General features: G+C 61.6%; 22 protein-coding genes. 12 read left to right on the forward strand and 10 right to left on the reverse strand.

Annotation, left to right across the window (positions count from 1 at the left end):
- Positions 1–7: 7 nt before the first annotated feature.
- Both AMK00_RS21400 and AMK00_RS21405 read right to left on the reverse strand, forming a co-directional pair.
- The gene (locus AMK00_RS21400) at positions 8–1,246 is read right to left on the reverse strand and encodes a glycosyltransferase family 2 protein (RefSeq protein WP_064806730.1); all 1,239 of its coding nucleotides are present in this window, start codon (positions 1,244–1,246) and stop codon (positions 8–10) included.
- Positions 1,247–1,262: 16 nt separating this feature from the next.
- A complete protein-coding gene (locus tag AMK00_RS21405) occupies positions 1,263–1,889 on the reverse strand; it encodes an SIS domain-containing protein (protein WP_064806732.1) in 627 nt (208 codons plus the stop codon).
- Between the two features lie 274 nt (positions 1,890–2,163).
- Here AMK00_RS21405 and AMK00_RS21410 point away from each other — a divergent pair, with 274 nt between their 5' ends.
- Both AMK00_RS21410 and AMK00_RS21415 read left to right on the forward strand, forming a co-directional pair.
- Complete coding sequence (locus AMK00_RS21410) at positions 2,164–2,415, forward strand: ribbon-helix-helix domain-containing protein (protein ID WP_064811943.1); 252 nt, start codon at positions 2,164–2,166, stop codon at positions 2,413–2,415.
- A 5-nt stretch (positions 2,416–2,420) separates the two neighbouring features.
- On the forward strand, positions 2,421–2,771 hold the full coding sequence (locus tag AMK00_RS21415) for a type II toxin-antitoxin system RelE/ParE family toxin (protein ID WP_064811818.1): 351 nt from the start codon (positions 2,421–2,423) through the stop codon (positions 2,769–2,771).
- 54 nt (positions 2,772–2,825) lie between these two features.
- On the opposite strand, the gene AMK00_RS21420 is transcribed toward AMK00_RS21415, so the two are convergent.
- The 5 genes from AMK00_RS21420 to AMK00_RS21440 all read right to left on the reverse strand — a co-directional run bounded on the left by AMK00_RS21420 (position 2,826) and on the right by AMK00_RS21440 (position 9,217).
- Positions 2,826–3,803 (reverse strand): ABC transporter ATP-binding protein, encoded by a 978-nt coding sequence (locus AMK00_RS21420; protein ID WP_064811819.1) that lies wholly within the window; start codon positions 3,801–3,803, stop codon positions 2,826–2,828.
- Between the two features lie 4 nt (positions 3,804–3,807).
- The gene (locus AMK00_RS21425; protein ID WP_064811820.1) at positions 3,808–4,635 is read right to left on the reverse strand and encodes a carbohydrate ABC transporter permease; all 828 of its coding nucleotides are present in this window, start codon (positions 4,633–4,635) and stop codon (positions 3,808–3,810) included.
- Positions 4,632–5,510, reverse strand: a complete 879-nt coding sequence (locus tag AMK00_RS21430; protein WP_064811821.1) for a carbohydrate ABC transporter permease — start codon at positions 5,508–5,510, stop codon at positions 4,632–4,634. The genes AMK00_RS21425 and AMK00_RS21430 overlap by 4 nt, the downstream gene beginning before the upstream one ends.
- Positions 5,511–5,575: 65 nt before the next feature.
- Positions 5,576–6,859, reverse strand: coding sequence for an ABC transporter substrate-binding protein (locus tag AMK00_RS21435; RefSeq protein ID WP_064811822.1), 1,284 nt, complete (start codon positions 6,857–6,859; stop codon positions 5,576–5,578).
- Between the two features lie 36 nt (positions 6,860–6,895).
- Positions 6,896–9,217, reverse strand: coding sequence for an alpha-L-rhamnosidase (locus AMK00_RS21440; protein ID WP_064806743.1), 2,322 nt, complete (start codon positions 9,215–9,217; stop codon positions 6,896–6,898).
- A gap of 142 nt (positions 9,218–9,359) precedes the next feature.
- Between AMK00_RS21440 and AMK00_RS21445 the strand changes: the two genes are divergently transcribed.
- Positions 9,360–10,418 carry a LacI family DNA-binding transcriptional regulator gene (locus AMK00_RS21445; RefSeq protein WP_064811823.1) on the forward strand — a complete coding sequence of 353 codons (1,059 nt, stop codon included), beginning with the start codon at positions 9,360–9,362 and terminating at the stop codon, positions 10,416–10,418.
- A 51-nt stretch (positions 10,419–10,469) separates the two neighbouring features.
- On the opposite strand, the gene AMK00_RS21450 is transcribed toward AMK00_RS21445, so the two are convergent.
- Entirely contained in the window at positions 10,470–11,381 is a 912-nt protein-coding gene (locus AMK00_RS21450; RefSeq protein ID WP_064811824.1) for a dihydrodipicolinate synthase family protein, read from the reverse strand.
- 137 nt (positions 11,382–11,518) lie between these two features.
- On the opposite strand from AMK00_RS21450, the gene AMK00_RS21455 reads away from it, so the two are divergent.
- A complete protein-coding gene (locus tag AMK00_RS21455; RefSeq protein WP_064806748.1) occupies positions 11,519–12,223 on the forward strand; it encodes a GntR family transcriptional regulator in 705 nt (234 codons plus the stop codon).
- A gap of 49 nt (positions 12,224–12,272) precedes the next feature.
- On the forward strand, positions 12,273–13,415 hold the full coding sequence (locus AMK00_RS21460; RefSeq protein WP_064811825.1) for a M24 family metallopeptidase: 1,143 nt from the start codon (positions 12,273–12,275) through the stop codon (positions 13,413–13,415).
- Between the two features lie 38 nt (positions 13,416–13,453).
- On the opposite strand, the gene AMK00_RS21465 is transcribed toward AMK00_RS21460, so the two are convergent.
- Both AMK00_RS21465 and AMK00_RS21470 read right to left on the reverse strand, forming a co-directional pair.
- On the reverse strand, positions 13,454–14,791 hold the full coding sequence (locus AMK00_RS21465) for an alpha-L-fucosidase (RefSeq protein WP_064811826.1): 1,338 nt from the start codon (positions 14,789–14,791) through the stop codon (positions 13,454–13,456).
- A gap of 83 nt (positions 14,792–14,874) precedes the next feature.
- Positions 14,875–15,810, reverse strand: coding sequence for a LacI family DNA-binding transcriptional regulator (locus tag AMK00_RS21470; protein WP_064807167.1), 936 nt, complete (start codon positions 15,808–15,810; stop codon positions 14,875–14,877).
- A 260-nt stretch (positions 15,811–16,070) separates the two neighbouring features.
- On the opposite strand from AMK00_RS21470, the gene AMK00_RS21475 reads away from it, so the two are divergent.
- The 7 genes from AMK00_RS21475 to AMK00_RS21505 all read left to right on the forward strand — a co-directional run bounded on the left by AMK00_RS21475 (position 16,071) and on the right by AMK00_RS21505 (position 25,072).
- A complete protein-coding gene (locus tag AMK00_RS21475; RefSeq protein WP_064811827.1) occupies positions 16,071–17,996 on the forward strand; it encodes an ABC transporter substrate-binding protein in 1,926 nt (641 codons plus the stop codon).
- Positions 17,997–18,096: 100 nt separating this feature from the next.
- On the forward strand, positions 18,097–19,083 hold the full coding sequence (locus tag AMK00_RS21480) for an ABC transporter permease (protein WP_064811828.1): 987 nt from the start codon (positions 18,097–18,099) through the stop codon (positions 19,081–19,083).
- A gap of 12 nt (positions 19,084–19,095) precedes the next feature.
- Entirely contained in the window at positions 19,096–20,229 is a 1,134-nt protein-coding gene (locus tag AMK00_RS21485) for an ABC transporter permease (protein WP_064811829.1), read from the forward strand.
- Entirely contained in the window at positions 20,219–21,268 is a 1,050-nt protein-coding gene (locus AMK00_RS21490; RefSeq protein WP_064811830.1) for an ABC transporter ATP-binding protein, read from the forward strand. Before AMK00_RS21485 ends, AMK00_RS21490 begins: the two co-directional genes overlap by 11 nt.
- Positions 21,268–22,326 carry an ABC transporter ATP-binding protein gene (locus AMK00_RS21495; RefSeq protein WP_189637643.1) on the forward strand — a complete coding sequence of 353 codons (1,059 nt, stop codon included), beginning with the start codon at positions 21,268–21,270 and terminating at the stop codon, positions 22,324–22,326. The genes AMK00_RS21490 and AMK00_RS21495 overlap by 1 nt, the downstream gene beginning before the upstream one ends.
- On the forward strand, positions 22,326–23,159 hold the full coding sequence (locus tag AMK00_RS21500) for a 5-deoxy-glucuronate isomerase (RefSeq protein ID WP_064806762.1): 834 nt from the start codon (positions 22,326–22,328) through the stop codon (positions 23,157–23,159). The genes AMK00_RS21495 and AMK00_RS21500 overlap by 1 nt, the downstream gene beginning before the upstream one ends.
- A 50-nt stretch (positions 23,160–23,209) precedes the next feature.
- Positions 23,210–25,072, forward strand: a complete 1,863-nt coding sequence (locus tag AMK00_RS21505; protein ID WP_064811832.1) for a GH39 family glycosyl hydrolase — start codon at positions 23,210–23,212, stop codon at positions 25,070–25,072.
- The last annotated feature ends 15 nt before the right edge of the window (positions 25,073–25,087 follow it).

The following is a 25,087-nucleotide window of genomic DNA, read 5'->3' on the forward strand; positions in this document are numbered from 1 at the left end:
CGTGGTTTTATCCCGCGAGAGGCGGCGCAGGCTTCTTGACTGGCAGCATAACCCCGAGGGCTCGTATCATGAGCCCTGATATAAAGATCTGGAACGCCGTGATGATAAGCCACAGTCCGAAGACGGCCCAGTTGGTCTCGATGCCGATCTCGGGCAGCACGTAGCCGTTCCCGACATAGGAATCGAAGAGCGGAACCGCCAGCAAAACGCCTGCCAGAACGGCGATAACCGATCCCCATATCGTTGCATTGTACGGAAGAAGCCGCTCGAGGCGAGGCTGCACATGTCCCGAATAGTCAAAAATCACCCGACCGATCGCTGCCGAAATCAGCATTGATTGACCAAGGACGGCCAGAGCCATCGCAAACAGCATGGCATTCGAGGAGAACCGCACGCCTGCTATCGACATAGGTCCGGTGAGCAGCGGCAACATTATGATCAAGCCGAGGGCCAGAAGCAGGAGACCCGGCCAGACGAGAAAGAAATCGAACCCGTAGACAAACATCGCCTGCAGATTGCGCCAGCCGGCGCGCCAGGGCTCCATCCAGCCTCGGCGCTTCATGTGGCTCAGCCGTCCTTCCGGATCCTTCAGGAAGTGAATCGGCACCTCGGTCGTCGCAAGCTCCATATGCACGGATTTCAGCACCATTTCCGAGGCGTATTCCCACCCTTGCGAGCGGAGATCCATGCGAAGCAGCGCATCGACGCTGATGCCCCGCATGCCGCAATGGATGTCGGAAAAGCCGCTGCCGAACATCCGATTGAGAATCCACGTCGTCAGCGGCGTTCCGAAATAGCGATGCAGCGGCGGCATCGCATTGTCTTCGATCGTGCCCTTGAACCGCGAGCCCATGACGAACTCAGATCCCTTCCGGAAGGCCTCGATGAAGGGTGCGATCTGGCGAAAATCATAGGTGCAGTCCGCATCGCCCATAATGATGAACTTGCCGCGGACGAAAGGAATGGCATCGATGTAAGCTCTGCCCAAGCCGCGCTTCGGCGTCCGCAACACGCGCGCGCCCCGTTCACGGGCGATTTCCGGCGTGCGATCGGTCGAACTGTCGACAATGAGGATTTCGACCGCCGCACCACTTGCCGCGATGCCTTGACGGCACCAGTCGACGAAGGTTCCGATCGTCAATTCCTCGTTCAGCGAGGGGACGAGGATGGTTACCTCAGGGTCGGTAACGTCGTCGTCGGGCGTAAGAAGCATCAATTCCGGATCGTGGATGTGGGGAAAATTCATGCGCGTAATCAGGCTCTTAGGAAAGGACGGGCGGGACGAGGCCGCAGGAAAAATCCAATATGGCATGGCAGATCGCCAGATGGGCGATCTCCACGTAGCCATATTGGTCGGAAGCGACGTAGAAGTTGAGATCGCCGAGCGCGCGCAACGGATTGCCTGGAGCAAAACCGCTCAAGGTGATAACGGCGCCACCTTTTTCGCGGGCGGTGCCGACGGCTTTGGTAATGCTTTCCGATCTGCCTGAACTGCTGATGGCGATCAGCAGATCCCCTTCATTCGCATGCATTTCGATCTGCTTTGCGAAGACGTTCTCATAGCCGAGGTCGTTCGAGAGGCAGGTCAGTGTCGCCCCGTCGTTCATCGCCATGGCGCGGAGTCCGCCATTTTTGGAGTAGTCCGTCGCCATATGGCTGGCAATTGCGGCGCTGCCGCCGTTACCGATGAAGATGATCTTCCGGCCGGCATCATGGGTAGCGCGGGCCAGCCGCATGGCCTCACTCATCGCAGTTGCATAATCGAGGCTTTCGTCACCCGGCCGCGACGCGGCTGCATTCACGAGAACATGGCGGAGAAATGTAAAATAGCGATCAAGATCGCCGGCCGTCACGCCAAGGTCCGAAGATATGGTCTGGTCATGTGACATGCTAGTTCAACCCCTACGCCTTGGAAATTGGGGCGTCCTTAAAGACTAAATGATACAAAGGCAAGTTGCCCGGCATTCCTCCGGATGGTTGTTAACGAGTGTCACGGCTTTGCAACTAACGGTCTTCCGTCAAGCATCCGGCCCCGACGTGAGGGTTGCTGCTCGCCTTAGCGCTGCTGAACCCGACCGGTTATCAAGCTACGGAGGCGTGCGTGATGAATATTGACAATATGTGCTACGCTACCCATCATAGACGAAACGAAGGGGTATGCCGATGGCATCGGGTAGCATTCATGTGAAGGTCAGTGGGCAGTTGCAGGATCATATCCAGCAGCAGGTCGGCGATGACGGCCTTTATGAAAACGCCAGCGAGTATATTCGTGCGCTCATTCGCCGCGACTTGCAGACCCGTAACGAGGCTTGGGACATGCTGCAAAGAGAGCTTGCGCCGGCGATGCGGGCTGAAGACAGCGAATTCGTCGCGGTTTCGGCCGAAGACGTCATCCGCCGCAACAAGCGTCGATAAGCCTGATGGTGGCCTATCGATTTTATCCGCGCGCTGACGACGCGCAGGACAAGATTTGGCGCGACACGATTGAGGCGTGGGGAGAGAAGCAGGCGGATGCCTACATTCTCGGGCTGCACGCCTATTTGCAGCGTTTGTGCGAGGATCGGTCGATCTGGCGACAGCTTCCGCAACGTCTGGCAGTTCCGGCAGACATCAAGCGGTTAGCCTATTTCGGTCGTTATGAACATCATTACGTGTTCTTTCGCGAGCTTAAGAACGGCGATCTTGGTGTCATGAGCATTCTTCACGAACGGATGAATCTGCCGGTCCGGCTCAAAGAGGATCTGGCGGCTCTCTCAAACAAACAGCCGTGAGGGCGGGATCTTCGGTCGGTGGGATTGCTCCTCGATGTGGGCTTTAACCCGGACTCAGAACCGGTGTTCCGCTCCCTCCAGCGGGTTTGCCCAGACCGTCATGCCAGGCCCGAAAGGCGTTTCGCCTTCGGCGCGCACGATCATTTCGCCGAGTTCGGGGACATCGAGATAGAGGATCGCGTCGGCGCCGAGCCGTTCCACATGGCGGATTCTGCCTTGCCACTGGCCGGTGCCTTCCGAAAGTCTGACATGTTCCGGGCGGATGCCGTAGGTGGTGCAGTTCATCCGCCGTGCCGTCTCGCCGCCATAGAGGTTCATTTTCGGGCTGCCGATGAAGCCGGCGACGAAGGGTGTGGCGGGATTGCGGTAGAGCTCCATCGGGCTGCCGATCTGCTCGACGGCGCCGCCGTTCAAAACGACGATCTTGTCGGCCATTGTCATCGCCTCGACCTGGTCGTGGGTGACATAGATCATCGTCGAGTTCAGACGGGCGTGGAGTTCCGAAATCTCCAGGCGCATCTGCGCCCTCAGCGAGGCATCTAGATTGGAGAGCGGCTCGTCGAACAGGAAGACCTTGGGATCGCGCACGATGGCGCGCCCGATGGCGACGCGCTGCCTCTGGCCGCCGGAAAGCGCTTTCGGTTTTCTCTGAAGCAGATGCGTGAGCTGCAGCGTTTCGGCCGCCGCCGCAACCTTTTCGGCGATCTCAGCCTTCGGGCGGCGGGCGAGCGAAAGTCCGAAGCCGATATTCTCGGCAACCGTCATATGCGGGTAGAGCGCATAGCTCTGGAACACCATGGCGATGCCTCGCTCGGAAGGTTCCGCATAGGTCACGTCCTTGCCGCCGATGGTCAGCCTACCCGAGGTCGTCTCTTCCAGGCCGGCGATGATGCGCAGCAGCGTCGACTTCCCGCATCCCGACGGGCCGACGAAGACGACGAACTCGCCGGAGGCAACCTCCAGATCGACGCCCTTGATGACCTCGAGAGCGCCAAAGCTCTTGCGAACCTGTTTGAGAGTGAGCTCAGCCATTCTGCTACCCTTTGACTCCGCCTGACGTCATGCCTGCGACGATCTGGCGGTTGAAGAAAATGAAGACGATCAGCGGCGGGATCGTCACGAGGAGAATGTTCATGAAGAGCAGATTATACTGGCTCGAATACATGCTCTGGAAATTATAGAGCGTCAGCTGCACCGTCACATTCTCCTTGCCCGGCAGGTAATAGAGCGGATTGGTGAAATCGTTGAAGATCGCGATCGACTGGACGACGATATTGGTCACGGTCACCGGCTTCAGTAGCGGCAGGACCACCCGGAAGAAGATCTGCCGGGGCTTGGCGCCGTCAATCAGCGCCGCCTCGTCGAGATCGCGCGGGATGGTCGAGATGAACGACCGATAGAGCAGGACCGAAAAGGAGAGATTATAGGCAACCTGGATCAGAATCATTCCCGTCATGGTCTTGAAGAGGCCGATATCCTGCAAAAGACCGATGGTGGGAACAACGGCCGGCGGCATCATCAGGCCCATGAACAGCGCTGCGAAAGCCACGCGGTTCCACGCCGTCTTACGGCGCTGCATCACATATCCGACCATCGCCGACAGCAGGATCAGGATCGCGACGGAAACGACCGTGATCAGCGTCGAATTGAAATAGGCAAGCACGAGCTGATAGTCGCGCGCCTTGAAGACGGCGACGAGATTGTCCCAGAACAGCCAATGCTCAGGAAATTCGAAATCGAGCCGGGAAGCCTCCGATTTGGATTTCACCGCCTGCAGGGCGACGAAAACGAAAGGCATGACGAAGATGACGGCCGCGACGGCAAGGGCTATCGCGCCTGTCACATAGGGGCGGACGCTTCTCATTCCTCGACCTCGCGCCGGTTGAACCACAGGGTGAAGGGCAGGATGATCACGGCAATCAGCGCGAACAGAATGACGTTTCCGGCCGTCGACAGCCCATAAAAACCAGCCTGGTACTGCTTGTAGATGACCGAGGCGATCACATCGGAGGAGAAACCGGGTCCGCCCCGGGTCATGGCCCAGATCAGGTCGAAGGAACGGAGCCCACCGATCAGCGACAAGGTCACCACGATGACCGTGGCGGGACGCACGAGCGGCAGGGTGATGCGGAAAAATTGCTGGAGGCGCGTGGCGCCGTCGATCCTCGCCGCCTCATAATAATCGGGGCTGATCGCAGCGAGACCGGCAATGAAAATCAGGGTGGCGAGGCCGACACCCTTCCAGACATCGACCAGGGCCACCGAAAAAAGCGCGATCGCCGGATTGGTCAGCCATCCCGGCCCAGGCATTCCAAGCGTCTCGAGCGTAACATTGATGATGCCCTTGGTCGGATGCATCATCACCGTGAAGGTGATGCCTATGCCGATGGTCGAGACCAGCACGGGAAAGAAGACCAGCGTGCGCAGGAAGCCGCGGGCGAAGATATTGCTGGTCAGCAGCACGGCGAGCAGCAGGCCGCAGACCGTCTTTAAGCCGGATGTCGTCACGGCATAGATCAGGGTGTTGACCAGCCCCTTGACCAAGAACGGTTCGGAAAAGAACTGCTGGAAATTTTCAAGCCCGATAAATTGCGCCGTCGAGAGATCCCAACGCGTCAGGCTGTACCAGAGAGACGATATGGTCGGAAAAAGGAACAGCACGCCGTAAATGATGGCGGCGGGAATGAAAAACCACAGCGGGTAGGGCGATTTGCGCGGGTGCGGGCGTGTCTCGGTCATGACTACCTCTTCGATCGGGGAAACCTCGCCCCGTCAGGAGCGAGGTTAGCTGGCCCGAACGACCGCTACCAGTTGGGCAGGCCGAGCTGCTTGGCCTGTTTACGCACATCCTCGTCATAGAGCTTCGCTGCCTCGGCGGGCTGGCGAATGCCGGAACCGACTTCGACGGTGATCTGCTCGAGAGCCGGGCCCTTCACCGGCGATACGAATTCCAATGCCGGGGTCGTCTTTCCCTTGGCGTCGAAATAGGGGAGCATGTCCTTTACGGCGGGCGGTACGTCGGCAGGCAGATCGCAGCCGTCGATCAGCGGAGGCCCCTGCACGGTGTTGGTTTCCACCATGATCTTGCAGCCTTCGACGCTGCCGGCGAAATCCACGAATTTCTTCGCTTCTTCTGCGTGCTGGCTGGTCAGGGGAATATAGAGGGCGGGCGGCATCCAGACCGTCAGTCCGTTCGTTGCCGCATCGTCGCTCGGTTGCGCGAAGAAACCGACATCTGCAAGATTCTCGGGATAATTCTGCTTGATGGCGCCAATGGCGAAGCTCAGCATCGGATAATGCGCCGCTTCGCCGGTCGCCACCATTCTGAGGCCGTCGTCATAACTTGCCGCGCCGAAATCCTCGTTCGTCAGGCCGGCGTCGTGAACATCCTTCAGCCGTTCGAAACCTTTTGTGGCGGCGGGCGTCTCCGCATATTTCGCCTTGTTGGCGGTATAGTCGGCGGCGAAGTTCGGCACTGCGGCGTGCAGATTGTAATAGTCGGCCAGAACGAACAGCTGCGATGTCCAGGTATCGCGATAGGTCTGCGCCACGGCGATCTTGCCCGAAGCCTTGACCTTGGCATTGTTGGCCATGAAATCCGCCCATGTCTTCGGAACGGCGAGGCCGAGATCCTGATAGATCTTCCTGTTGTAGAGGATCCCGCCCGCCATGGCCGTGCCGAAAGGAACGCCGTAGAGTTTGCCGCCGGCGCTGACCACAGATTTGAAGCCTTCATCCACCTTCGCCTGCGAGGCGAGACCGCTCAGATCGACAAGTGTCTGCGCCGGCTTCAGCGCCTGTAAGAGAGAGCCGGAATTATAGAGGAACACATCGGACATCTCGCCCGTTGCCAGGCGCGTCTTGATGATGTTGTCACCCTCGCCGCCGCCTGCCCGCGGCTCGATTTCGATCGTCACGTCGGGCGCCTTGGTCTGGTAGGCCGCAACCAGTGCTTCGGCTGCCGCGACCGTGTCGGGGTTGTTGTCGATCAGGAAAGACAGCGTGGTTTCTGCATGCGACGGGCTGGCCGCGGCCAAGGCCAGAAGCGCGGATGCGCCGGCAAGAATGAGCTTTATCCGATGTGTCATGACGTTCCTCCTCTGAACGGTGTGACTGTATGCTCCTCAGTAATCGGGTAGGGAAAAGACCAGCCGGTGCGTGCCGGGGGGAAGAGCCGCCTCCTCGATGACAGGCTCCCCATTGAGTGACGCATTCCGGTGCCGCCGGCCGGGCCGGAAGCGGCCGACGCACCCCTCCGGAAGCGTCAGCACATAGGTGACCTCGCTGCCGGTGCAGTGCCAGCCGGCCTCGATGCGCCCTTGGCTGATATCGTGATAGGCCGAAACCGACGAAAGCGACGGGATCGGTGCCGGATCGACGATCACTTCGGCAAAGCCGGGTGCGGCCGGGCTCGGCGAAATGCCGGCGACGCATTCGAACAGCCATTGGCAGACCGCGCCATAGGCATAGTGGTTATAGCTGTTCATGTCAGGTTCGTAGATGGTGCCGTCGGGCGCCATCGAATCCCAACGCTCCCAGATCGTCGTTGCTCCCTTCGAGACCTGGTAGAGCCAGCCCGGCACATCCTCCTGCAGGAAGACTTTTTCGGCGAGGTCGTCCATGCCGAGTTTCGTCAGGGCCGGCAAAAGGGCCGGCGTGCCAATGAAGCCGGTGCCGATCTTGTAGTCGGCATCGACGACCACCTGCCTGAAATGTCGCCGGGCTGCCTCATGATGCTCACCCGGTATCAGGTCATACAGGAAGGCCAGCGCATAGGATGTCTGATCGTTATGGGCGAGCCGCCCGGCCGGCGTGATGAACTCGTTGGCGAAAGCCAACCTGATCTTGTCAGCGCGGCCCTTCATCTGTTCTTCAAGCGCTTGCTCGCCGAGTACGCCTGCGATCTTCGCGAGAAGATCCGTCGAGATGAAGTGGTAAAGGGTGGCTGCACAATCGTCGGCAATCGTCGGGCGCGGCTTTCTGTTATCGCCGACCGGCTGCAGCCAGTCGCCGAAGGTGAAGCCGCGGGCGCCCCAATGCGAGGGCGGATGGACGATCGGGCCATCCGAGATGGACCAGACGAAATCGACCCAGCGCACCATCGAGCCGAGGCACTCCGAAAGAACGGATCGGTCGCCGTAATGGGTATAGAGGACCCAGGGGATCACGACAATCGCGTCACCCCAGCCGGTCGAGCCGGCATAGCCCGGGAAATTGCCGGGGTGCAGACGCGTCGGGTCGGGCGAGAAATGCGAAACGGCGCCGTCCTCGCGCTGGTCGGCCATCACATCGCGCAGATATTTCCTGAGGAAGGACTGGCTGTCGCTCAGCCAGCAGGCCGTCGCGGCAAAGACTTGGGCATCACCCGTCCAGCCAAGCCGTTCGTCGCGTTGTGGGCAATCTGTGGGCACTTCGATGAAATTGGCGCGCTGCGACCAAATGGTATTCTCGACCAGACGATTGACGAGAGGGCTGCCCGAGGTGAAGCCGCCGGCCGGTTCCGGCACCGACGAGATCGGGATCGAGGCGATATCAACAATCTCCGCATCGCCTTTGATCGTCACCCTGGCATAACGGAAGCCGTGGAAGGTGAAATGCGGCGCATAGGTCTCGTCGCCATCTCCGCTGAGCGTATAGAAGGTGTGCGCGGTAGCCGCGCGATAGTTGCGATTGTCGAAGTAGCGTTCCGGCCCAAGGACTTCCGAGTGCTCGACCCGCACTTCGGTGCCGCCGACGCCACGGACCGTGTATCTGACGTAGCCGCCGACATTCTGGCCGAAATCATAGATCGTCCTGCCTTCATGATCGGTCCAGCTTTCGATGGGGGCGACCGGCCGCAGCTCCCGCACCGCTGCGGTCTCATGCGCGACGAGCAGCCCCGTGTCGAACGGCAATCGCTCGGTCCCGTGGGTTTCGGCGATGTTTTCCAGGCGTGCGTCGTAAATCTCGCCGAAATAGATCCCCGACTTCTGGATCGGCAGAAGCCCGCTTTGCCAGGTCGTATCGGTGGAAAGAATGGTGCCGCTGGGGCCGACCAGATCAGCAATGGCCCCGATCCTGTCGCCCCAGCAGTTGGGAATAGCCTGGGCGCCCCACATGATCGGCGAGCGGTACCATCCGTCGGCGAGCCAGATTTCTATCCGGTTAAAGCCTGACTTCAGCAATCTCGAGATGTCGTATCGCTGATAGGCAATGCGGTCGTCGTAATTTGTCCAGCCGGGAGTCAGCAGATCGTTGCCGACGCGGGTGCCGTTGATGAAGCAGCGATAGAGGCCGAGCGCCGAGATGAAGAGTTCGATCGGAAGGCCGGTGTCGTCATGATCGAAGGTCTTGGAGACGAAGCTTGCGGCCGTTCCCTGGCCGCGGTCCGACAGCGGTGCGATCATCTCTCCGGACCAGGCGCGCGAAACGAGATTGCCGTCGATGGCTGCCGGCTGAAAGTTCATCAAGTCCTCCCGACGAGTTGTAGAACGTTCTCCATATAACGTTCTACATTTTTTTCGGAAGCGCAATAGAAATTTCGTCGCCAGTCTGCCATGGTGGTTCTGCGAGCGATTGTGACGGCCCGCAGCGTAACCCAGAGATTTCATGTCGATCGAAGAGAAAAAAAGACTGCAACGAAATGATCGCGTGACGATCCGGACAGTGGCAATGCATGCAGGCGTCTCGGTCGCCGCGGTCTCGAAGGTAATGCGAAACGCCTACGGCGTCAGTGAAGCGCTGCGGGCGAGGGTGACCGACGCTATTGAAGTGCTTGGATATCGTCCCTCACGCGCGGCGCGCGGGTTGCGGGGCCGCAGTTTCACCATTGGCGTGCTTTTGATCGACATCCGCAATCCCTTCCTTCCGGAGGTGATCGCCGGCGTGAACGGCGTGCTGGCGCCTTCGCATTACCAGGCGATGATCGGTGTCAGCGATGCGCGCGTGCAGCTGGAGACGTCGCTGATCGAGTCGATGATCGACTACAAGATGGATGGTCTGATCCTGGTTGCGCCGCGCCTGCCTTCCGACATCATCGCAAAATTCGCGGCTCAGATACCGATCGTCGCGGTCGGTTATCACGATGCCGGCGCCACGGCCTTCGATACGGTCAATGCCGACGACCAGCGTGGCGCCGAGATTGCGGTGGAAGCGTTGCTTGCCTGCGGCTATCGCGACATCGAAATGCTGAGCCTCGGCGAGCGTGAGGGGCACCAGGTCTCCGTCGTTCGCCAGCGCGAGATCGGCTTCCGCCGGGCGATCCAGCGCGCCGGATTGGGATCGTCTGCGCCGATCACTAAAATTCCGATCGCCCCGCCAAAGCGGGAGGAAACGATGCGAAAGTTCCTGTCGAGGAAGAACAGGCCGCGCGCCGTGTTCTGCTGGAGCGACCTCGACGCCATCACCCTTCTGAGCCTGGCGATGGAAATGGGTGTGCGTGTGCCCGAAGATCTTGCCGTCGTCGGATATGACAATTCGTCGACCGCAGCGCTCGGCCTCGTCAATCTCGCAAGCATCGATCAGTCGGGCAGGGAGCTCGGCCAGGTCGCCACCCGGACGTTGATTTCGAGAATAGAGGGTCGCACCGGCGCCGAGCATATTTTCCAGATGCCGTCGCTGGTCAGCCGCAACAGCCTGACCCGATCCGGCAAGGCTCCGGTCACTTAGAGCGAGGGATGGAAGGGCCGGCAGCTCATGTGCGCTGCCGGCCTCGTAATCTCAGGCGGCCTTGCCGAGTTTCGAGGGACGCGTCGCGGCAGCCTTCTCGACCATGGCGGTGACTTCGGTGCGCCGTGCCCCTGAAAGCGGCAGGCGCGGCATGCGCACGCGTTCGGAGCCGCGGCCCATGATCTGCTCGGCGAGCTTGATCGACTGCACGAGATCGTGCTCGGCATCGAGATGCAGAAGCGGCATGAACCAGCGGTAGATCCTGCGGGCCTCCTCCCAGTCGCCGCGTTCGGCAGCAGCAACGAGCTGCACGGATTCCTCAGGGAAGGCGCTGGTGAGGCCCGAGACCCAGCCCTTGGCGCCGAGCATCAGGCCTTCGAGCGCGACGTCGTCGAGGCCGGCGAAGATATCGAAACGGTCGCCGAATTCGTTGATGAGATCGGTGAAGCGGCGCGGATCCGGGGCGCTTTCCTTGACCGCCTTGATGTTCGGCACCTCGGCAAGCACCTTCAGCACATCGGCGCCGATGTCGACGCGGTAGGCGGGCGGATTGTTGTAGAGCATGATCGGCAGCGAGGTCGCCTCGGCCACGGTGCGGAAATGCGCGATCAGCTCTTCCGGCTTCGGCACATAGACCATGGCCGGCAGCAGCATCAGCCCGTCGGCGCCGAGCTTTTCGGCGTCACGGGCATAGGCGACGGCGCGGCGCGTATCGAATTCGGAGACGCCCGTCACGACGGGAACGCGGCCGTTGACGACCTCGACGGCGGCTTTGAGGATCGTGCGCTTCTCATCGGGATCGAGCGAATTGTTCTCACCACATGTGCCCATGACGATCAGCCCGTTGACGCCGTCGTTGACGAGCGCGTCCTGGACGCGCTGGGTCGCGGAGAGATCCACGGACAGATCTTCGTTGAATTGCGTCGTTACGGCGGGAAATACGCCCTTCCATCCTGTTGTCATCGATCGAAACTCCGTTAAAGTCGGTTCGTTATATACAAACTGTCGACAAGACTCAATCGCCATGATTTGTAAATTCGTGGGGCGTTGCCGAAATCGGCCAAAACGCACTACAAGGCTCTCATCAAGGGGAGGGACGCATGCAGAACGACGCAGAAAATGTGCGGGTGCGCGGTTCCGGCACGCAGAGCATCTATGCCGCGCTGCGCCGGGAGATCCTGTCGATGGCGCTGGAGCCCGCCAGCCCGCTCGACGAGGTGCGGCTGTCGGAGCGTTTCGGCATGTCAAGGACACCCATCCGCGAGGCGCTGTTACGGCTTGCCGCCGATGGGCTGGTCACGACCCTGCCAAACCGGAACACGATCGTCGCGCCGATCGACTTTGCCAGCCTGCCCACCTATTTCGAAGCGCTGACGCTGATGTACCGGGTGACGACGCGCGGAGCCGCCGGGCGGCGAAATGACGCGATCATGGAGACCATCCGCCGGCACCAGAAGGATTTCGCCGGCGCCGTTGCCGCGCGCGACGCCTATGCGATGATCGAGGCGAACCGCGAATTCCATGTGGCGATCGCCGAGCTTGCCGGCAACGCCTATTACACCGCCTTCTTCGCCAGGCTGCTCGACGAAGGCCGGCGCATCCTTCGCTTGTATTATTCGACCTTCGACGACCGGCTGCCGCGCCAATATGTCGATGAACACGAGGAAATTATCGCCGCGATCGAGGCCGGTGACGCCGATCGCGCCGACCGGCTGGCGATTGCCCACGCCGCCCAGATCGTTCGCCAGATCCAGGACTATCTTGCCCGTAACCTGGACCGGCCGGTGGCGATCGGCCTGTCCTGAAGCACCGGTCGCGCGAGGACAGCAGAAACGCTAAGAACAGGAGAGCGACATGTTGTGGCCGCACCCGGTACCCCGCATCACTGAAGATGAACGGCGCGTTCGCCTCGGCAGGCTTCGAGAAGCGATCGACGCAGAAGGACTGGCCGGGGTGCTTCTCGGCCCGACCGAAAGCCTGCGGTACTTTACCGGCCTCGTCTGGCATCCGAGCGAAAGGTTCCTCGGCGCGCTCGTCACACCCACGGCCGCTTCTTATATCGTCCCCGGTTTCGAGCGCAGCCGCGTCGAAACCCTGCCGCATCTGCCGGGAGAGATCCTGGTCTGGGAAGAGGAAGAGAGCAGTGCTGCCCTCATTTCCCGCCTTGTCGAACGAGACGGCAAGCTCGCACTCGACGATGGTCTGCCGCTTTTTTGCTATCACGCCTTGGCCGCGGCGATGGGCGCCGAAAGGCTCGCCGATGGCGGACGGCTGATCCGCGGCCTGCGCCGCATCAAATCGGCGGCCGAGATTGCGCTGATCCAATATGCGATGAACCTGACGCTCGACGTGCACAGGCAGGTGCATTCGCTATTGAAGCCGGGCATCACCTCATCCGAGGTCGTCGATTTCATCGACCGGCAGCATCGCCAAGCGGGCGCCGATGACGGCTCGACATTCGCAATCGTCTCCTTCGGCGCGGCGACCTCGCTGCCGCATGGCGCCGACGGCGATCAAATCCTTGGCGACGACGACGTCATTCTCGTCGATACCGGCTGCCGGATCGACGGCTATCATTCCGATATCACCAGAACCTATATGCTCGGCGGCGGCGACGGCGCCTTTGAACGTGCCTGGTGGATCGAACGGGAGGCGCAGCAGGCCGTCTTCGATGCCGCCGGGATCGGTGCCGCCTGCTCGAGCCTCGACGATGCGGCCCGCAAGGTGCTTGCCAAATATTCGCTTGGCCCCGGCTATTGCCTGCCGGGATTGCCGCATCGCGCCGGCCACGGGCTCGGGCTGGAAATCCATGAAGAGCCCTATATTGTTCGCGGCAACGACACGCCGCTTGCCGCCGGCATGTGTTTTTCCAATGAACCGATGATCGTCTTTCCCGAAACATTCGGGATCCGGCTGGAGGATCATATCTACATGACCGCAGACGGCCCGCGCTGGTTCACCAACCCGGCGGCGGGGCCGACAGAGCCGTTTGCCTGAGCGGACGTCATTTCACGCCCCGCTCAGAGAGCTGCATCTTAGCCTTGAATGCCGGAAGCGCTTCCGGACTTGAGCTTGACCTCGATGACCGGGACGACGACCTTGGGGCGGCGTACCGGCAGGACGAAGGTCAGTTCATCCTCGGCGACGGGAAATTGGGTGTTTGCCCATAGCGTATTGGCGGCGGGGCGCAGCCAGGTGACCTCGCTGGCGTCATGCAGGAATTGCGCATATTCGATCTTGCCCGCCAGCGCATCGAAATGCAGATGCTTATAGGGCCAGTTGAACAGGTGGATGTAGAGGCGATCGCCGTTCTGGGTCAGACGGCAATCGGGCGGCGCAGTGAAGTCGGACTGGGTGCAGCCAACGATGCTGCGCTCGTGCAGCGCCATCCACTCCTCATAGGCTGAAAGCGCCGATTTGGCGCGGTGGTCGAGCGTGCCGCGGGCTGTCGGCCCGACATTCATCAGCAGATTGCCGCCGATGGCAACGGTGCCGACCAGCATCTGCACCAGTTGCTCGGTGCTTTTCCAGGTGTCCTCGTCGCGGTGATAGCCCCAGGAGCCGCTCAGCGTCTGGCAGGCTTCCCAGACGACGCGCCGGCCGTCGCGTTTCGGCCAGGCGCGCGGCATATATTGCTCCGGCGTAACGATGTCGGGCTGCAGGCCGGCGAGATCGAGCCGGTTGTTGATGATGATGTCGGGGGCGAGCTCGCGCACCAGGCACACGAGTTTCTCGCTTTCCCAATCCTGATGGCCCTTGCCGACCAGTTCTCCGAGCTTCCACTGCGGATAGCTGAAATCGAACCACATGATGTCGATCCGCCCGAACTCGGTCAGCAGTTCGCGCACCTGCTCGCGCATGAAGGCGGCATAACGCTTGGCGTCCCGGCCTTCATTGATCTTCATCGCATCGGGGTGATTGCGCTGCGGGTGGCGCGGATCGACCGTGAAGTCGGGATGGTGCCAGTCGATCAGCGAATAATAGAAGCCGATCTTCAGGCCCTCGGCGCGGAAGGCGTCGACGAAGGGGCGCAACAGATCCTTTCCATAAGGCGTGTTGGTCACCTTGAAGTCGGTGGCCTTGGTGTCCCAGAGGCAGAAGCCTTCATGGTGCTTGGTGGTCAGCACCACATATTTCATGCCCGCGGCCTTGGCGCGTCTTGCCCATTCGCCGGGATCGTAGAGATCGGGATCGAAGTGATCGAAATATTTCTGGTAGTCGGCGTCGGTGAGCTCTTCGCGGCTCTTGACCCACTCATGGCGCGCCGGCAGAGCATAGAGCCCCCAATGCACGAACATGCCGAACCGGTCATGGACGAACCAGGCCTTCTTCTCCTCGGGCAAGGCCAGTGAGTGCAGATTGTCGGCATCCATGGATATTCCTCCTGTTCCATTTCAGAATTGGCGCACGACACCAGAAACCGCTCGCCGATTTTGGGGTGGCACCCCGGCGGCCCTCAGGTCGTTTCGCGGACGATGAGTTCGGGAACGATGACGATGCCGTGCTGCCGGTTCTTGGTGGCAATGCGGCTGAGCAGCAGGCGCACTGCTTCTTCGCCCATTTCCCGTTTCTGCACCCTGAGCGTGGTGAGCGCCGGTGACAGCAATTCGGCCGTCGGGATATCGTCGAAACCGATCAGGGCGATCTGCTCGGGGATCGAAATGCCGGCCGCCCGGCAGGCCTTCATGGCGCCGATCGCATTGAGATCGTTGTAGCAGACGAGGGCATCGATGCCGGGCGCTTCCGCCAGCAATTGCGCCGCCGCCGTCTGTCCGGCCGCTGCCGTCGGATCGCAGTAGACGATGCCTTCCGCCTTGAGCCCGTGCGACGCCAACGTCTTGCGGATGCCGACGAGGCGGCTCTTGCCGCCGAAGGAGCTGCGCGGCCCTGCGATGATCGCGATCCTGCGGCGACGGCGCTCGACCAGATGATCGATCGCACGCGACGCTCCGGTTTCGTAGTCCGTGACGATCGTTCCCGCCACTTCGGGCGGCGCTTCGCGGTTGATGAGCACCGCAGCGCGATGGTGCGCGAGCGCCTTGTGCAGGGCGGCATCCGGCAGGCGCGCGCTGCAGACGATGATGCCGTCGACCCGATGGCGCAGCAGCGCCTCGATGAGTTCGCCTTCGCGCTTGCTGTTCTCGACGACGTTGGACAGAAGCAGGTTGTAGCCGGCGGCACTCGCCGCGTCCTCGGCTCCTCTGATGACCTCGGGAAAGAACGGATTGGTGATGTCGGGAACGAGAAGGCCGATCGTCTTCGAGCGGTCGGACCGCAACCCGCGTGCGAAGGGATTGGGCCGATAGTTGAGTTCGTTCGCCGCCAGAAGAATGCGCTGCGTGGTCTCGGCGCTGGCGCCGCCCTGATCGTTGAGCACGCGCGACACCGTCATCGGCGATACGCCTGCGGCGCGCGCGACATCGGCAATGGTTATCTTGGCTTCCGGCTCTTTGGTGCGGCTCAACGGGACAGTCTCTCGAACGGCAGGAATTGCGATAACGATAACTAACACAATTTGCAGGAAAACCAAGGATGCTCAGGCTTGGCTCACGCATTTAAGAATTTCTTTGACAAGGTCCAACGGTAACGTTAACGTCCGAGACGGAGGAAATACGTTAACGATAACCTAAACGAGATCATTGGGAGGAGAGAATGCAACACGTCAGAATCCTACGAGGGCGGGTCGTCTCGACCGTTGCCGCTGCTATTCTCCTTGGTTCCGGTTGGGCGGGTGCTGCCTTCGGTTTTCAGGAAGCGCCGGAACTCAAGGCGCTCGTCGATGCCGGCAAGCTGCCGCCGGTCGAACAGCGGCTGCCGAAGGAGCCGCTGGTGCTCACTCCCCTTGAATCGGTCGGCAGCTATGGCGGCACTTGGCGAACAGCCACTTTCGGCGGCGGCGACAGCGAGATCGAACGTTCGATCGGCTATACGAGACTGGTGCGCTGGAATCCGGAATGGACCGAGGTGATCCCCGACATCGCCAAGAGCGTTGAGGTCAACGACAATGCGACCGAATATACCTTCACCCTGCGCGAAGGAACGCGCTGGTCGGACGGCGAACCTTTCACCGCCGACGATCTGGTCTGGTGGAACGAGAATGTGCTGCGCAACACCAAGATCACGCCCGCCGCACCCGACTGGCTGACCGCCGGCGGAGAGACCGTCAAGGTCGAAAAGCTCGCCGACGACAAGGTCGTCTTCAAATTTGCCGCGCCGAACGGCCTGTTCCTGATGAATATGGCGACCGTGCGCGGCTCCGATATCCTGGCGGCCGCACCGGCGCATTACCTCAAGCAGTTCCACAAGGATTTCAATCCCGACGGCATCGACGCCCTGGTGAAGGCGGCCGGCGCAACCGACTGGGTTCAGCTCTTCAACAACAAGATCGGCTTTCCCGGCCGCTGGCGCGATCTCGGCCGGCCGACGCTGGATGCCTGGGTGCTGACCGCGCCATATAACGGCACGACCCAGGTCGTCGCCGAACGGAATCCCTATTATGCCAAGGTGGATACCGCAGGAAACCAGCTGCCTTACTTCGATCGCATCACCATCGACGTGATGCAGGATACCCAGGCGATCATCCTGAAGGCGATCAGCGGCGAAATCGACATGCAGAACCGCTTCATCGAGACCACGGACGCCCGCACGGTGATCGTGCAGAACCAACAGAAGGGTGGTTACGGACTGTTCATCGCCCGGCCGGCCTGGTCGAACGCTCTGCTGATCACGCTCAACCAGACCCATAAGAATCCGGCGCTCCGCGCCGTCTTCTCCAACAAGGATTTCCGCATCGGCCTCAGCTACGCCATCAACCGCGAGGAACTCAACCAGCTGATCTATGCCGGTCAGGCCAAGCCCTATCAGGCCGCCCCGCGCGAAGGCACGGCGCTCTACGATGAGAAGATGGCGACTCAATATCTGGAATATAACGTGGATCTCGCCAACCAATATCTCGACAAGGCGGGTCTGACCAAACGCGACGCCGACGGTTTTCGCCTCGGCCAGGACGGCAAGCGGATCACCTTTGCGATCGACGCCTTGACCGGAAGTCCGATCCAGGTCGACGCGCTTGAGATGATCCAGCGCTACTGGCGGGCCGTCGGCATCGACATGCAGCCCCGTCCGGCCGAACGGTCACTGATCTTCTCGCGCTTGCAGAACAACGACAATGACGGCCTGGGATGGGTCGGCGGCGGTGGCTACGACTTCCTCGGCCTGCTCGATCCCAAATGGTATTTCCCGCACGAATATGAATCGAGCTTCGCGACGGCCTGGGGCCTCTATTACCAGAACCCCAAGGATCCGAACGCTCAGGACCCGAGCCCGGCCGCCAAGAAGCAGATGGATCTCTATCGGCAGGTGCAGGAAGCCCCGACGCTCGAAAAGCAGCTTGAAGCCATGAAGGAACTGCTGGCGATCACCCGTGACGAGTTCTACGTCATCGGCACCAACCTGGAGCCGGACCGCGTCGGCATCGTCAAGACCAATATGCACAATGTCCCGAAGGTCATCCCCAGCACCTCGTTCTACATGACGCCGGGACCGGCCAAACCCGAGACCTTCTACTACCAGCAATAAGACACATGATCGGCCGGAATGGCGCCCGCGCGCCATTCCGCCACCAGCCCCGCCCCATCATTCAGACCGATCGGCGATCGCCGGTCGAAGGAGCTTGAACATGGCCGGCTTCATCATCAGACGTCTGCTTTACATGATCCCGATGATGTTCGCGATCTCGGTCGTGACCTTCATCATTATCCAGCTGCCGCCGGGCGACTTCCTGACCGCGATGACGGCGCGTCTGGCCTCGCAGAACGAAACGATCGATCCCGGCGTCATCGCCGGCCTGCGTGAGCGCTACGGCCTCGATCAGCCCTGGGCGGTGCAATACTGGAAATGGATCAGCGGCATCCTGCTGCGCGGCGATTTCGGCCAGTCTCTCGATTGGAACAAGCCGGTCAGCGAGCTGATCTGGGCGCGCATGGGCCTGACCATGGTGGTCTCGGTCACCACGCTGCTCTTCGTCTGGGCGGTGGCCTTTCCGATCGGCATCTATTCGGCCGTGCGGCAATATTCGGTGGGGGACTATTTCGCCACCTTCTTCGGCTTTCTCGGCCTTGCCATCCCGAACTTCCTGCTGGCGCTGGTGCTGATGTTCGTCTCGGCGCAATATTTCGGCCAGAGCGTCGGCGGGCTGTTTTCGCCCACCTATATCAATGCCGCCTGGAGCTGGGTCAAGCTCGGCGATCTCGTGTCGCATATGTGGATCCCGGTTGTCGTGCTCGGCACCGGCGCTACGGCAGCGCTGATCCGCATCATGCGCGCCAATCTGCTCGACGAGCTCAACAAGCCTTATGTCGACATGGCCCGCGCCCGGGGTCTCAGCGAAATCCGATTGTTGTTGAAATATCCGGTGCGGGTGGCGCTCAACCCGTTCATCTCCACCGTCGGCTGGGTGCTGCCGCACCTCGTCTCCGGTTCGGTGGTGGTCTCCATCGTCCTCAGCCTGCCGATCACCGGTCCGCTCCTGCTCAACGCGCTTTTCGCCCAGGACATGTATCTGGCGGGCACCTTCATCCTGCTGATGAGCACGCTGACGCTGATCGGAACGCTGATCTCCGACCTGCTGCTCGCCTGGCTCGATCCGCGCATCCGCAACGGCTGAAGGACGACAGACATGACCGATCAAGCCATCGCACTACCGCCCGAACCCATTCGCAATTCGGACGCCGTCGCCGGTCAGTGGAAACTCATCTGGCGGCGCTTCTGCCGCCACCGGCTGGCGTTGGCGGCGGGGGTCGTGATCTTCCTGATTTACCTGGTCGCGCTGTTTGCCGAGGTCCTCGCTCCGGTTTCATCGCAGACCTACGATTCCCGCTACACCTATGCGCCGCCCCAGCAGCTGAGATTCGCCGGCTATGACACGGCGGGGAGATTTCATCCGCTCTATGTCAATGGCTATTCGATGAAGGTCGACCCGATCGCGCTCAGCCGCACCTATGTGCCCGATCCCGCCGTCGTCATCCCCGTCGGTTTCTTCGTCAAAGGCGAGCCTTACCGGCTCTGGGGATTGTTCGATCTCGACCGGCACCTGATCGGCCCGGCCGAGGCCGGCAAACCATTCTACCTGTTCGGCGCCGACCGGCTCGGCCGCGACGTCTTCAGCCGGACGGTGCACGGCACCCGCATTTCCATGTCCGTGGGGCTCATCGGGGTGGCGATCAGCCTGATCCTCGGCATCATCCTCGGCGGCATTTCGGGGCTCTATGGCGGCTGGGTCGATGATGTGATCCAGCGCTCTATCGAACTCATCAACTCGATCCCGACTATCCCGCTGTGGATGGGGCTTGCGGCCGCCGTTCCGATCAGCGCCGATCCCATCCTGGTCTATCTCTGGATCACGGTCATCCTGTCGCTGATCGGCTGGACCGACCTGGCGCGCGTCGTGCGGGGACGTTTCCTGTCGCTGAAGACCGAGGACTTCGTCATCGCCGCCCATCTCGATGGCTGTTCGCGGATGCGCATCATCTGGCGGCACATGGTGCCATCCTTCATGAGCCACATCATCGCGTCGGTCACGCTCGCCATCCCGACGATGATTCTTGCCGAAACCGCGCTCTCCTTTCTCGGCATCGGGCTGCGTCCGCCTGTCGTGAGCTGGGGCGTGCTGCTTCAGGAAGCGCAGAACATTCTCGCGGTCTCGAGCGCCCCCTGGCTGTTCCTTCCCGGCCTTGCGGTGATCGTCACCGTGCTCGCCCTCAATTTCCTCGGTGATGGATTACGCGATGCTGCAGATCCCTATGAATACTGATAGAAATTTCGCGGCCGCCGGCGGCCGGCACGCCGAGCGTGACTCGCTGATCGAGGTCGACGATCTCCGGACCCACTTCTTCGGCGGCGCGAGCACGGTTAGGGCGGTCGACGGCGTGTCCTTTGGCATTCCACGCGGCAAGACGGTCTGCGTCGTCGGCGAATCCGGCTCGGGCAAGAGCATCACCGGCCGCTCGATCCTCAACCAGGTTCCGCGCGGCGGGCGGATCGTCTCGGGCGCGATCCGCTACCGGCCGGATCCGGCGGCACCGGCCATCGATCTGGCGGCGCTTGATCCGCGCGGCCGTGACATGCGGGCGATCCGCGGTGCCCAGATCGGCCTGATCAGCCAGGAGCCGATGGCAGCGCTTTCGCCCGTCCATACGATCGGCAACCAGATGGTGGAAGTAATCCGCCTGCATCTGAAGATGGGAAAGAAGGAGGCGCGTGAACATGCAATCGAGACATTGGCGCTGGTCGGCATCCCCCGTCCTGCCGAACGGATGGAAAGTTATGCCTTTCAGTTTTCCGGCGGCATGCGCCAGCGCGTCTGCATCGCGCTCGCGCTCGCCTGCCGTCCCAAACTGCTGATCGCCGACGAGCCGACTACGGCGCTCGATGTGACCACCCAGGCCAATATCCTCGATCTGCTCGCCTCGCTGCAGGCCGAGTTCGGGCTTTCGGTGCTGTTCGTCACCCATGATCTCGGCGTTGTCGCCGAAATCGCCGACGAAGTCGTCGTCATGTACCTCGGCCGGGTCGTCGAGGCAGGCGATGTCGATACGATCTTCCACGCGCCGGCCCACCCCTACACCAAGGCCCTGCTGCAATCGGTGCCGCGCATGCACGGGCAGCCGAGCGAACGGCTGGCGACCATCGAGGGCATGGTGCCCTCGCGTTTCCACAGGCCGGAGGGCTGCAGCTTTCATCCCCGATGCAGAGAGGCGAGAGCAGGCCTCTGTGATCGGAAGGACCCCGGATCCGTCGTCGTCGGTGACGGGCACGTCGCCAGCTGCCTGCTTTACGAGGGGAGACAATGATGGCCGATCCCGTAATGCAGCCAAGCCCGCTGCTGGAGCTCAACGATCTCAGGATGCATTTTCCCATTCGCAAGGGCGCGTTCCGGCAGGTGGTCGGACATGTCAAGGCGGTCGACGGCGTCTCGCTTCGCGTCGAGGACGGCGAGACGCTCGGAATCGTCGGCGAATCCGGTTGCGGGAAGTCCACGCTTGCCCGCACCGTCCTGCGAATCTATCGGCCGACAAGCGGAGAAATCCGCTATCGCGACCGAAGCGGCGGCACTGTGGATCTCGCGGGGCTGTCAGGCCCGGCGCTCAAGGAAATCCACCGCGATCTGCGGATGGTGTTCCAGGATCCGCAATCCTCGCTCAATCCGCGCCTTCCCGTCATCGATATCATCGGCGAGGTGCTTGGTGTCAACGGTATCGCCAGGGGCCGGGAACTCGAACACCGGGTCGCCGATCTCATGCAGAGCGTCGGCCTGCGGCCCGAATATATGCGTCGCTATCCCCATGCTTTTTCCGGCGGCGAACGCCAGCGTATCGGCATCGCCCGGGCGCTGGCGTCCAATCCACGCCTGGTGATCGCCGATGAGGCCGTCTCGGCGCTCGATGTCAGCGTTCAGGCCCAGACCATCAACCTGCTGCAGGATCTGCAGGAGCAGTTCGGCCTGACCTATCTCTTCGTCGCCCACGACCTCTCGGTCGTACGGCACATCTCGGACAACATCGCCGTCATGTATGTCGGCCGTGTCGTCGAAAAGGCGCCGACGGAGCAGATCTTTTCCCGCCCGCGCCATCCCTATACCGAAGCGCTGCTTTCGGCCGTGCCGATCGCCGATCCGAGACTGCGCCGTCACGGCCGGCGCATCCGGCTGGCGGGGGAGGTGGCCGACCCCGCCCATCCGCCTGCCGGCTGCGCATTCCATCCGCGTTGCCGCTACGCAACCGAGCTTTGCAGGCAGGAGGTGCCGGCCCTGCGCACCGTGACCGCCGATGGGCACGCAGTCGCCTGCCACTACGCCGAATCCTTGACCCTCAATCCCTTTGCCGACCGTACCGTTCCGGAGTTCAATTGATGCCCGAATTCATTCCACGCTCCGAGCAGCGTCCGATTGTGGATACCTCCTCCAGGACGCTCGATCTCATCTATTTCGACCTCGTCACGCTTTCGGCCGATGGCTGGGACGCGCGGCGGCTGCCCTTGCACGAAAGCCTCTACGTCGTGCTGTCGGGGCAGGTGGATATCGAAGTGGATGGTATCAGTTTCGAAGCCGTGGGCCGGCGAGCCGATATCTGGGGAGGTGACGCGGACTCGGTTTATGCGCCCGTCGACGCCATTGTCCGGATATCGGCCCGTGGCGGCCCGGCGGAAATCGCCATTGCCGGCGGCATTTGCGATACGCGCTACGCACCGTTTCGGGTGACGCCCGACGAGGTCGATGCGGTCAATGTCGGCTCGCCCGACACGCATAGCCAGCGGCGGATCGTCCACCTGCTCGGGCAACGGCAGAACGGCCGCTGCGGCAATCTGCTGGTCAGCGAACTCTATGCCGGCGAGGGTTGCTGGTCGGGCTATCCTCCGCACAAGCACGATACCGAAGACGGCGATGCCGAGACCCTGCACGAGGAGCTCTATCACTACCGTTTTCAGCCAGAGACCGGCTTCGGCAGTCAGATCACCTATGACGAAAATGGTCCGGTCAAGATCCTCATGACCCGTAACGGCGACACTTTCCTGCTCGACCGGGGCTACCACCCGACGGTCACCTCGCCGGGGCATCGCGGCTATATCTTCACCATCCTGGTCGGCAAGCACCGCCGGGGGCTGATCCAGCGCTTCGATCCCGCCCATCAGCATCTGACCAAAACAATCCCCGGCATCGACGCGATGCGCGACAAGTTCAAATAATCCGGCTCCGGCCGCTTTGCGGACACTGCCCGTTCGAGGAGAGACGATCCATGCGTGAACGTACGCGAATAAAGGTCGATGCCGATAAGGCGGTGCGCCCCTTTAACCGGTTCTGGCGCGGCACCGGCTTTTCGCCGGCCGAACTGCTGCTCGAACCCGAAATGCGCCAGATGCTCGCCTATATCGGCGGACTGCCGAACGAAGGCATCCGGTACCTGCGTGTGCACTATCTCTACAATCTGCTGCGCTCGACCGGCGGCGCCGGTTATGACTGGTCCCTGCTCGACCGCGCGCTCGACGTGATAATCGAACATCGTCTGAAGCCGTTCTTCGAACTGATGGGCAATCCCTCCGGCCTTTTCACCGATTATGAGGACATGGACCAGGTCAAGCGCTGGCGGGATCTCGTCACAGCGACGGCCGACCGCTATGGCGCGCGTTACGGCATGGACGAATTGCGCAGCTGGTATTTCGAAACGACGAACGAGGCCGACTCCGGCTGGTGGACATACGGGATCAAAGGCTACACCAATTATTACGACGCCTGCGTCGCCGGGCTCGATGCCATCGATCCCGGCCTGCCCATGGGTGGGCCCGGCACTGCCCGCACGCTCTCGCCGATCTTTGGCGCCCTGATGGCCCATTGCGACGTCGGCACGAGCTGCCTCACCGGCGAGGGGCCGCCGCGCCTCGACTACATCTCGATCCACGAAAAGGGCGTCAACGGCAGCAAGGAAGACCTGACCCCGAAAACCCACGCCATCGTCGACCGCACGCTTCTCGTCGTCGACTATCTCAAGGAGCATCATCCGCGGCTTGCGGCCTTGCCGATTGTCAATGATGAATGCGATCCGCAGCTCGGCTGGAGCGATCATCACAGCTGGCACGGCAAGGCCTACTATGCCGGTATCATCGCCCGGATCATCGAACAGCACGACCGGCGCATCATTGCCCCGAAGGCGGCTGATTTCACCTTCCTCAGCAATGACCATGCCTTTATCGGCGGCTGGGGCCAGCGCACGATCTTTGCCTATTTCGGTTCGCGCAATTTCACCAAGGCGCAATGGGAGCACAAGACCGATCTGAACAGACTGGTTACCGATGTCGACAAGGCGCCGCCCTTCGACATCATCAAGAAGCCCGGCCTGACATCGATGGAATTGCTGGCAACGCTCGGCGACACCGTCTGCAAGGTGACGGCCGAGCCTCCGTTGGCGCCCGACCAGGATGGCCTGGCGATCCTGCCGACACGGCTGCCGGGCGGCGGTGTTTCCATCAGCCTCATTCACAGCGTCGATGCGATCAACCGTTCGGGGCGGACCGCTGTCCGCCTCGAAGTGAGCGGGCTGGTTCCCGGCCGCCATGCGCTGTGCCTGCTGCGCATCGACGAGGAATTCACCAATCCAATGGAGGTCTGGGAGGCCCAGCGCGACGAAAGCAATCCCCGCGGACCCTTCGAGCCGGTCGGCGCGCCACCCGAGCCAACCGAAGCGCAATTCGCCGAATTGCGCCGTGCGCAGGAGCCCGCCTTGCTGCATCCGATCAGCACCGTCGACTGCGACGAAGGCCGGATCAGCGTCGATCTGGACGTGCCCCTGCCGTCGCTGACGCAGGTGCTCGTCGTTCCCGATCTCGGCAGCCCTCCGGCCGCGCCTACAGACCTCGTTATCGAACGTTACCTTGGTCTCGGCGGCCGGGAGCGGCGCATGCTGTTCTGGGCCGCCGCCGATACGAGCCCTGCCATCTTCTATGATGTCCTGGTCAGCAGGGATGGCAAGACATTCGAAAAAGCCAATTCCGTGCCGCTGATCTCGACGGCATTCCTGCACATGTCGCCGCCGGAGGGTGCACGTTACGCGGTCTGCGCCCGTGATGCATTCGGCCGCCGGAGCGAAGTTTGTGTTTCCCGTTGATGAACGGCCTTCTCC

The sequence above is a fragment of the Rhizobium sp. N621 genome (genome assembly GCF_001664325.1).
Lineage (GTDB): Bacteria > Pseudomonadota > Alphaproteobacteria > Rhizobiales > Rhizobiaceae > Rhizobium > Rhizobium esperanzae.

Coding starts and splice junctions, on each gene's coding strand:
- AMK00_RS21400 (WP_064806730.1), bottom strand. CDS start 1,246: ATGAATTTTCCCCACATCCACGATCCGGAATTGATGCTTCTTACGCCC.
- AMK00_RS21405 (WP_064806732.1), bottom strand. CDS start 1,889: ATGTCACATGACCAGACCATATCTTCGGACCTTGGCGTGACGGCCGGC.
- AMK00_RS21410 (WP_064811943.1), top strand. CDS start 2,164: ATGGCATCGGGTAGCATTCATGTGAAGGTCAGTGGGCAGTTGCAGGAT.
- AMK00_RS21415 (WP_064811818.1), top strand. CDS start 2,421: ATGGTGGCCTATCGATTTTATCCGCGCGCTGACGACGCGCAGGACAAG.
- AMK00_RS21420 (WP_064811819.1), bottom strand. CDS start 3,803: ATGGCTGAGCTCACTCTCAAACAGGTTCGCAAGAGCTTTGGCGCTCTC.
- AMK00_RS21425 (WP_064811820.1), bottom strand. CDS start 4,635: ATGAGAAGCGTCCGCCCCTATGTGACAGGCGCGATAGCCCTTGCCGTC.
- AMK00_RS21430 (WP_064811821.1), bottom strand. CDS start 5,510: ATGACCGAGACACGCCCGCACCCGCGCAAATCGCCCTACCCGCTGTGG.
- AMK00_RS21435 (WP_064811822.1), bottom strand. CDS start 6,859: ATGACACATCGGATAAAGCTCATTCTTGCCGGCGCATCCGCGCTTCTG.
- AMK00_RS21440 (WP_064806743.1), bottom strand. CDS start 9,217: ATGAACTTTCAGCCGGCAGCCATCGACGGCAATCTCGTTTCGCGCGCC.
- AMK00_RS21445 (WP_064811823.1), top strand. CDS start 9,360: ATGTCGATCGAAGAGAAAAAAAGACTGCAACGAAATGATCGCGTGACG.
- AMK00_RS21450 (WP_064811824.1), bottom strand. CDS start 11,381: ATGACAACAGGATGGAAGGGCGTATTTCCCGCCGTAACGACGCAATTC.
- AMK00_RS21455 (WP_064806748.1), top strand. CDS start 11,519: ATGCAGAACGACGCAGAAAATGTGCGGGTGCGCGGTTCCGGCACGCAG.
- AMK00_RS21460 (WP_064811825.1), top strand. CDS start 12,273: ATGTTGTGGCCGCACCCGGTACCCCGCATCACTGAAGATGAACGGCGC.
- AMK00_RS21465 (WP_064811826.1), bottom strand. CDS start 14,791: ATGGATGCCGACAATCTGCACTCACTGGCCTTGCCCGAGGAGAAGAAG.
- AMK00_RS21470 (WP_064807167.1), bottom strand. CDS start 15,810: ATGACGGTGTCGCGCGTGCTCAACGATCAGGGCGGCGCCAGCGCCGAG.
- AMK00_RS21475 (WP_064811827.1), top strand. CDS start 16,071: ATGCAACACGTCAGAATCCTACGAGGGCGGGTCGTCTCGACCGTTGCC.
- AMK00_RS21480 (WP_064811828.1), top strand. CDS start 18,097: ATGGCCGGCTTCATCATCAGACGTCTGCTTTACATGATCCCGATGATG.
- AMK00_RS21485 (WP_064811829.1), top strand. CDS start 19,096: ATGACCGATCAAGCCATCGCACTACCGCCCGAACCCATTCGCAATTCG.
- AMK00_RS21490 (WP_064811830.1), top strand. CDS start 20,219: ATGAATACTGATAGAAATTTCGCGGCCGCCGGCGGCCGGCACGCCGAG.
- AMK00_RS21495 (WP_189637643.1), top strand. CDS start 21,268: ATGGCCGATCCCGTAATGCAGCCAAGCCCGCTGCTGGAGCTCAACGAT.
- AMK00_RS21500 (WP_064806762.1), top strand. CDS start 22,326: ATGCCCGAATTCATTCCACGCTCCGAGCAGCGTCCGATTGTGGATACC.
- AMK00_RS21505 (WP_064811832.1), top strand. CDS start 23,210: ATGCGTGAACGTACGCGAATAAAGGTCGATGCCGATAAGGCGGTGCGC.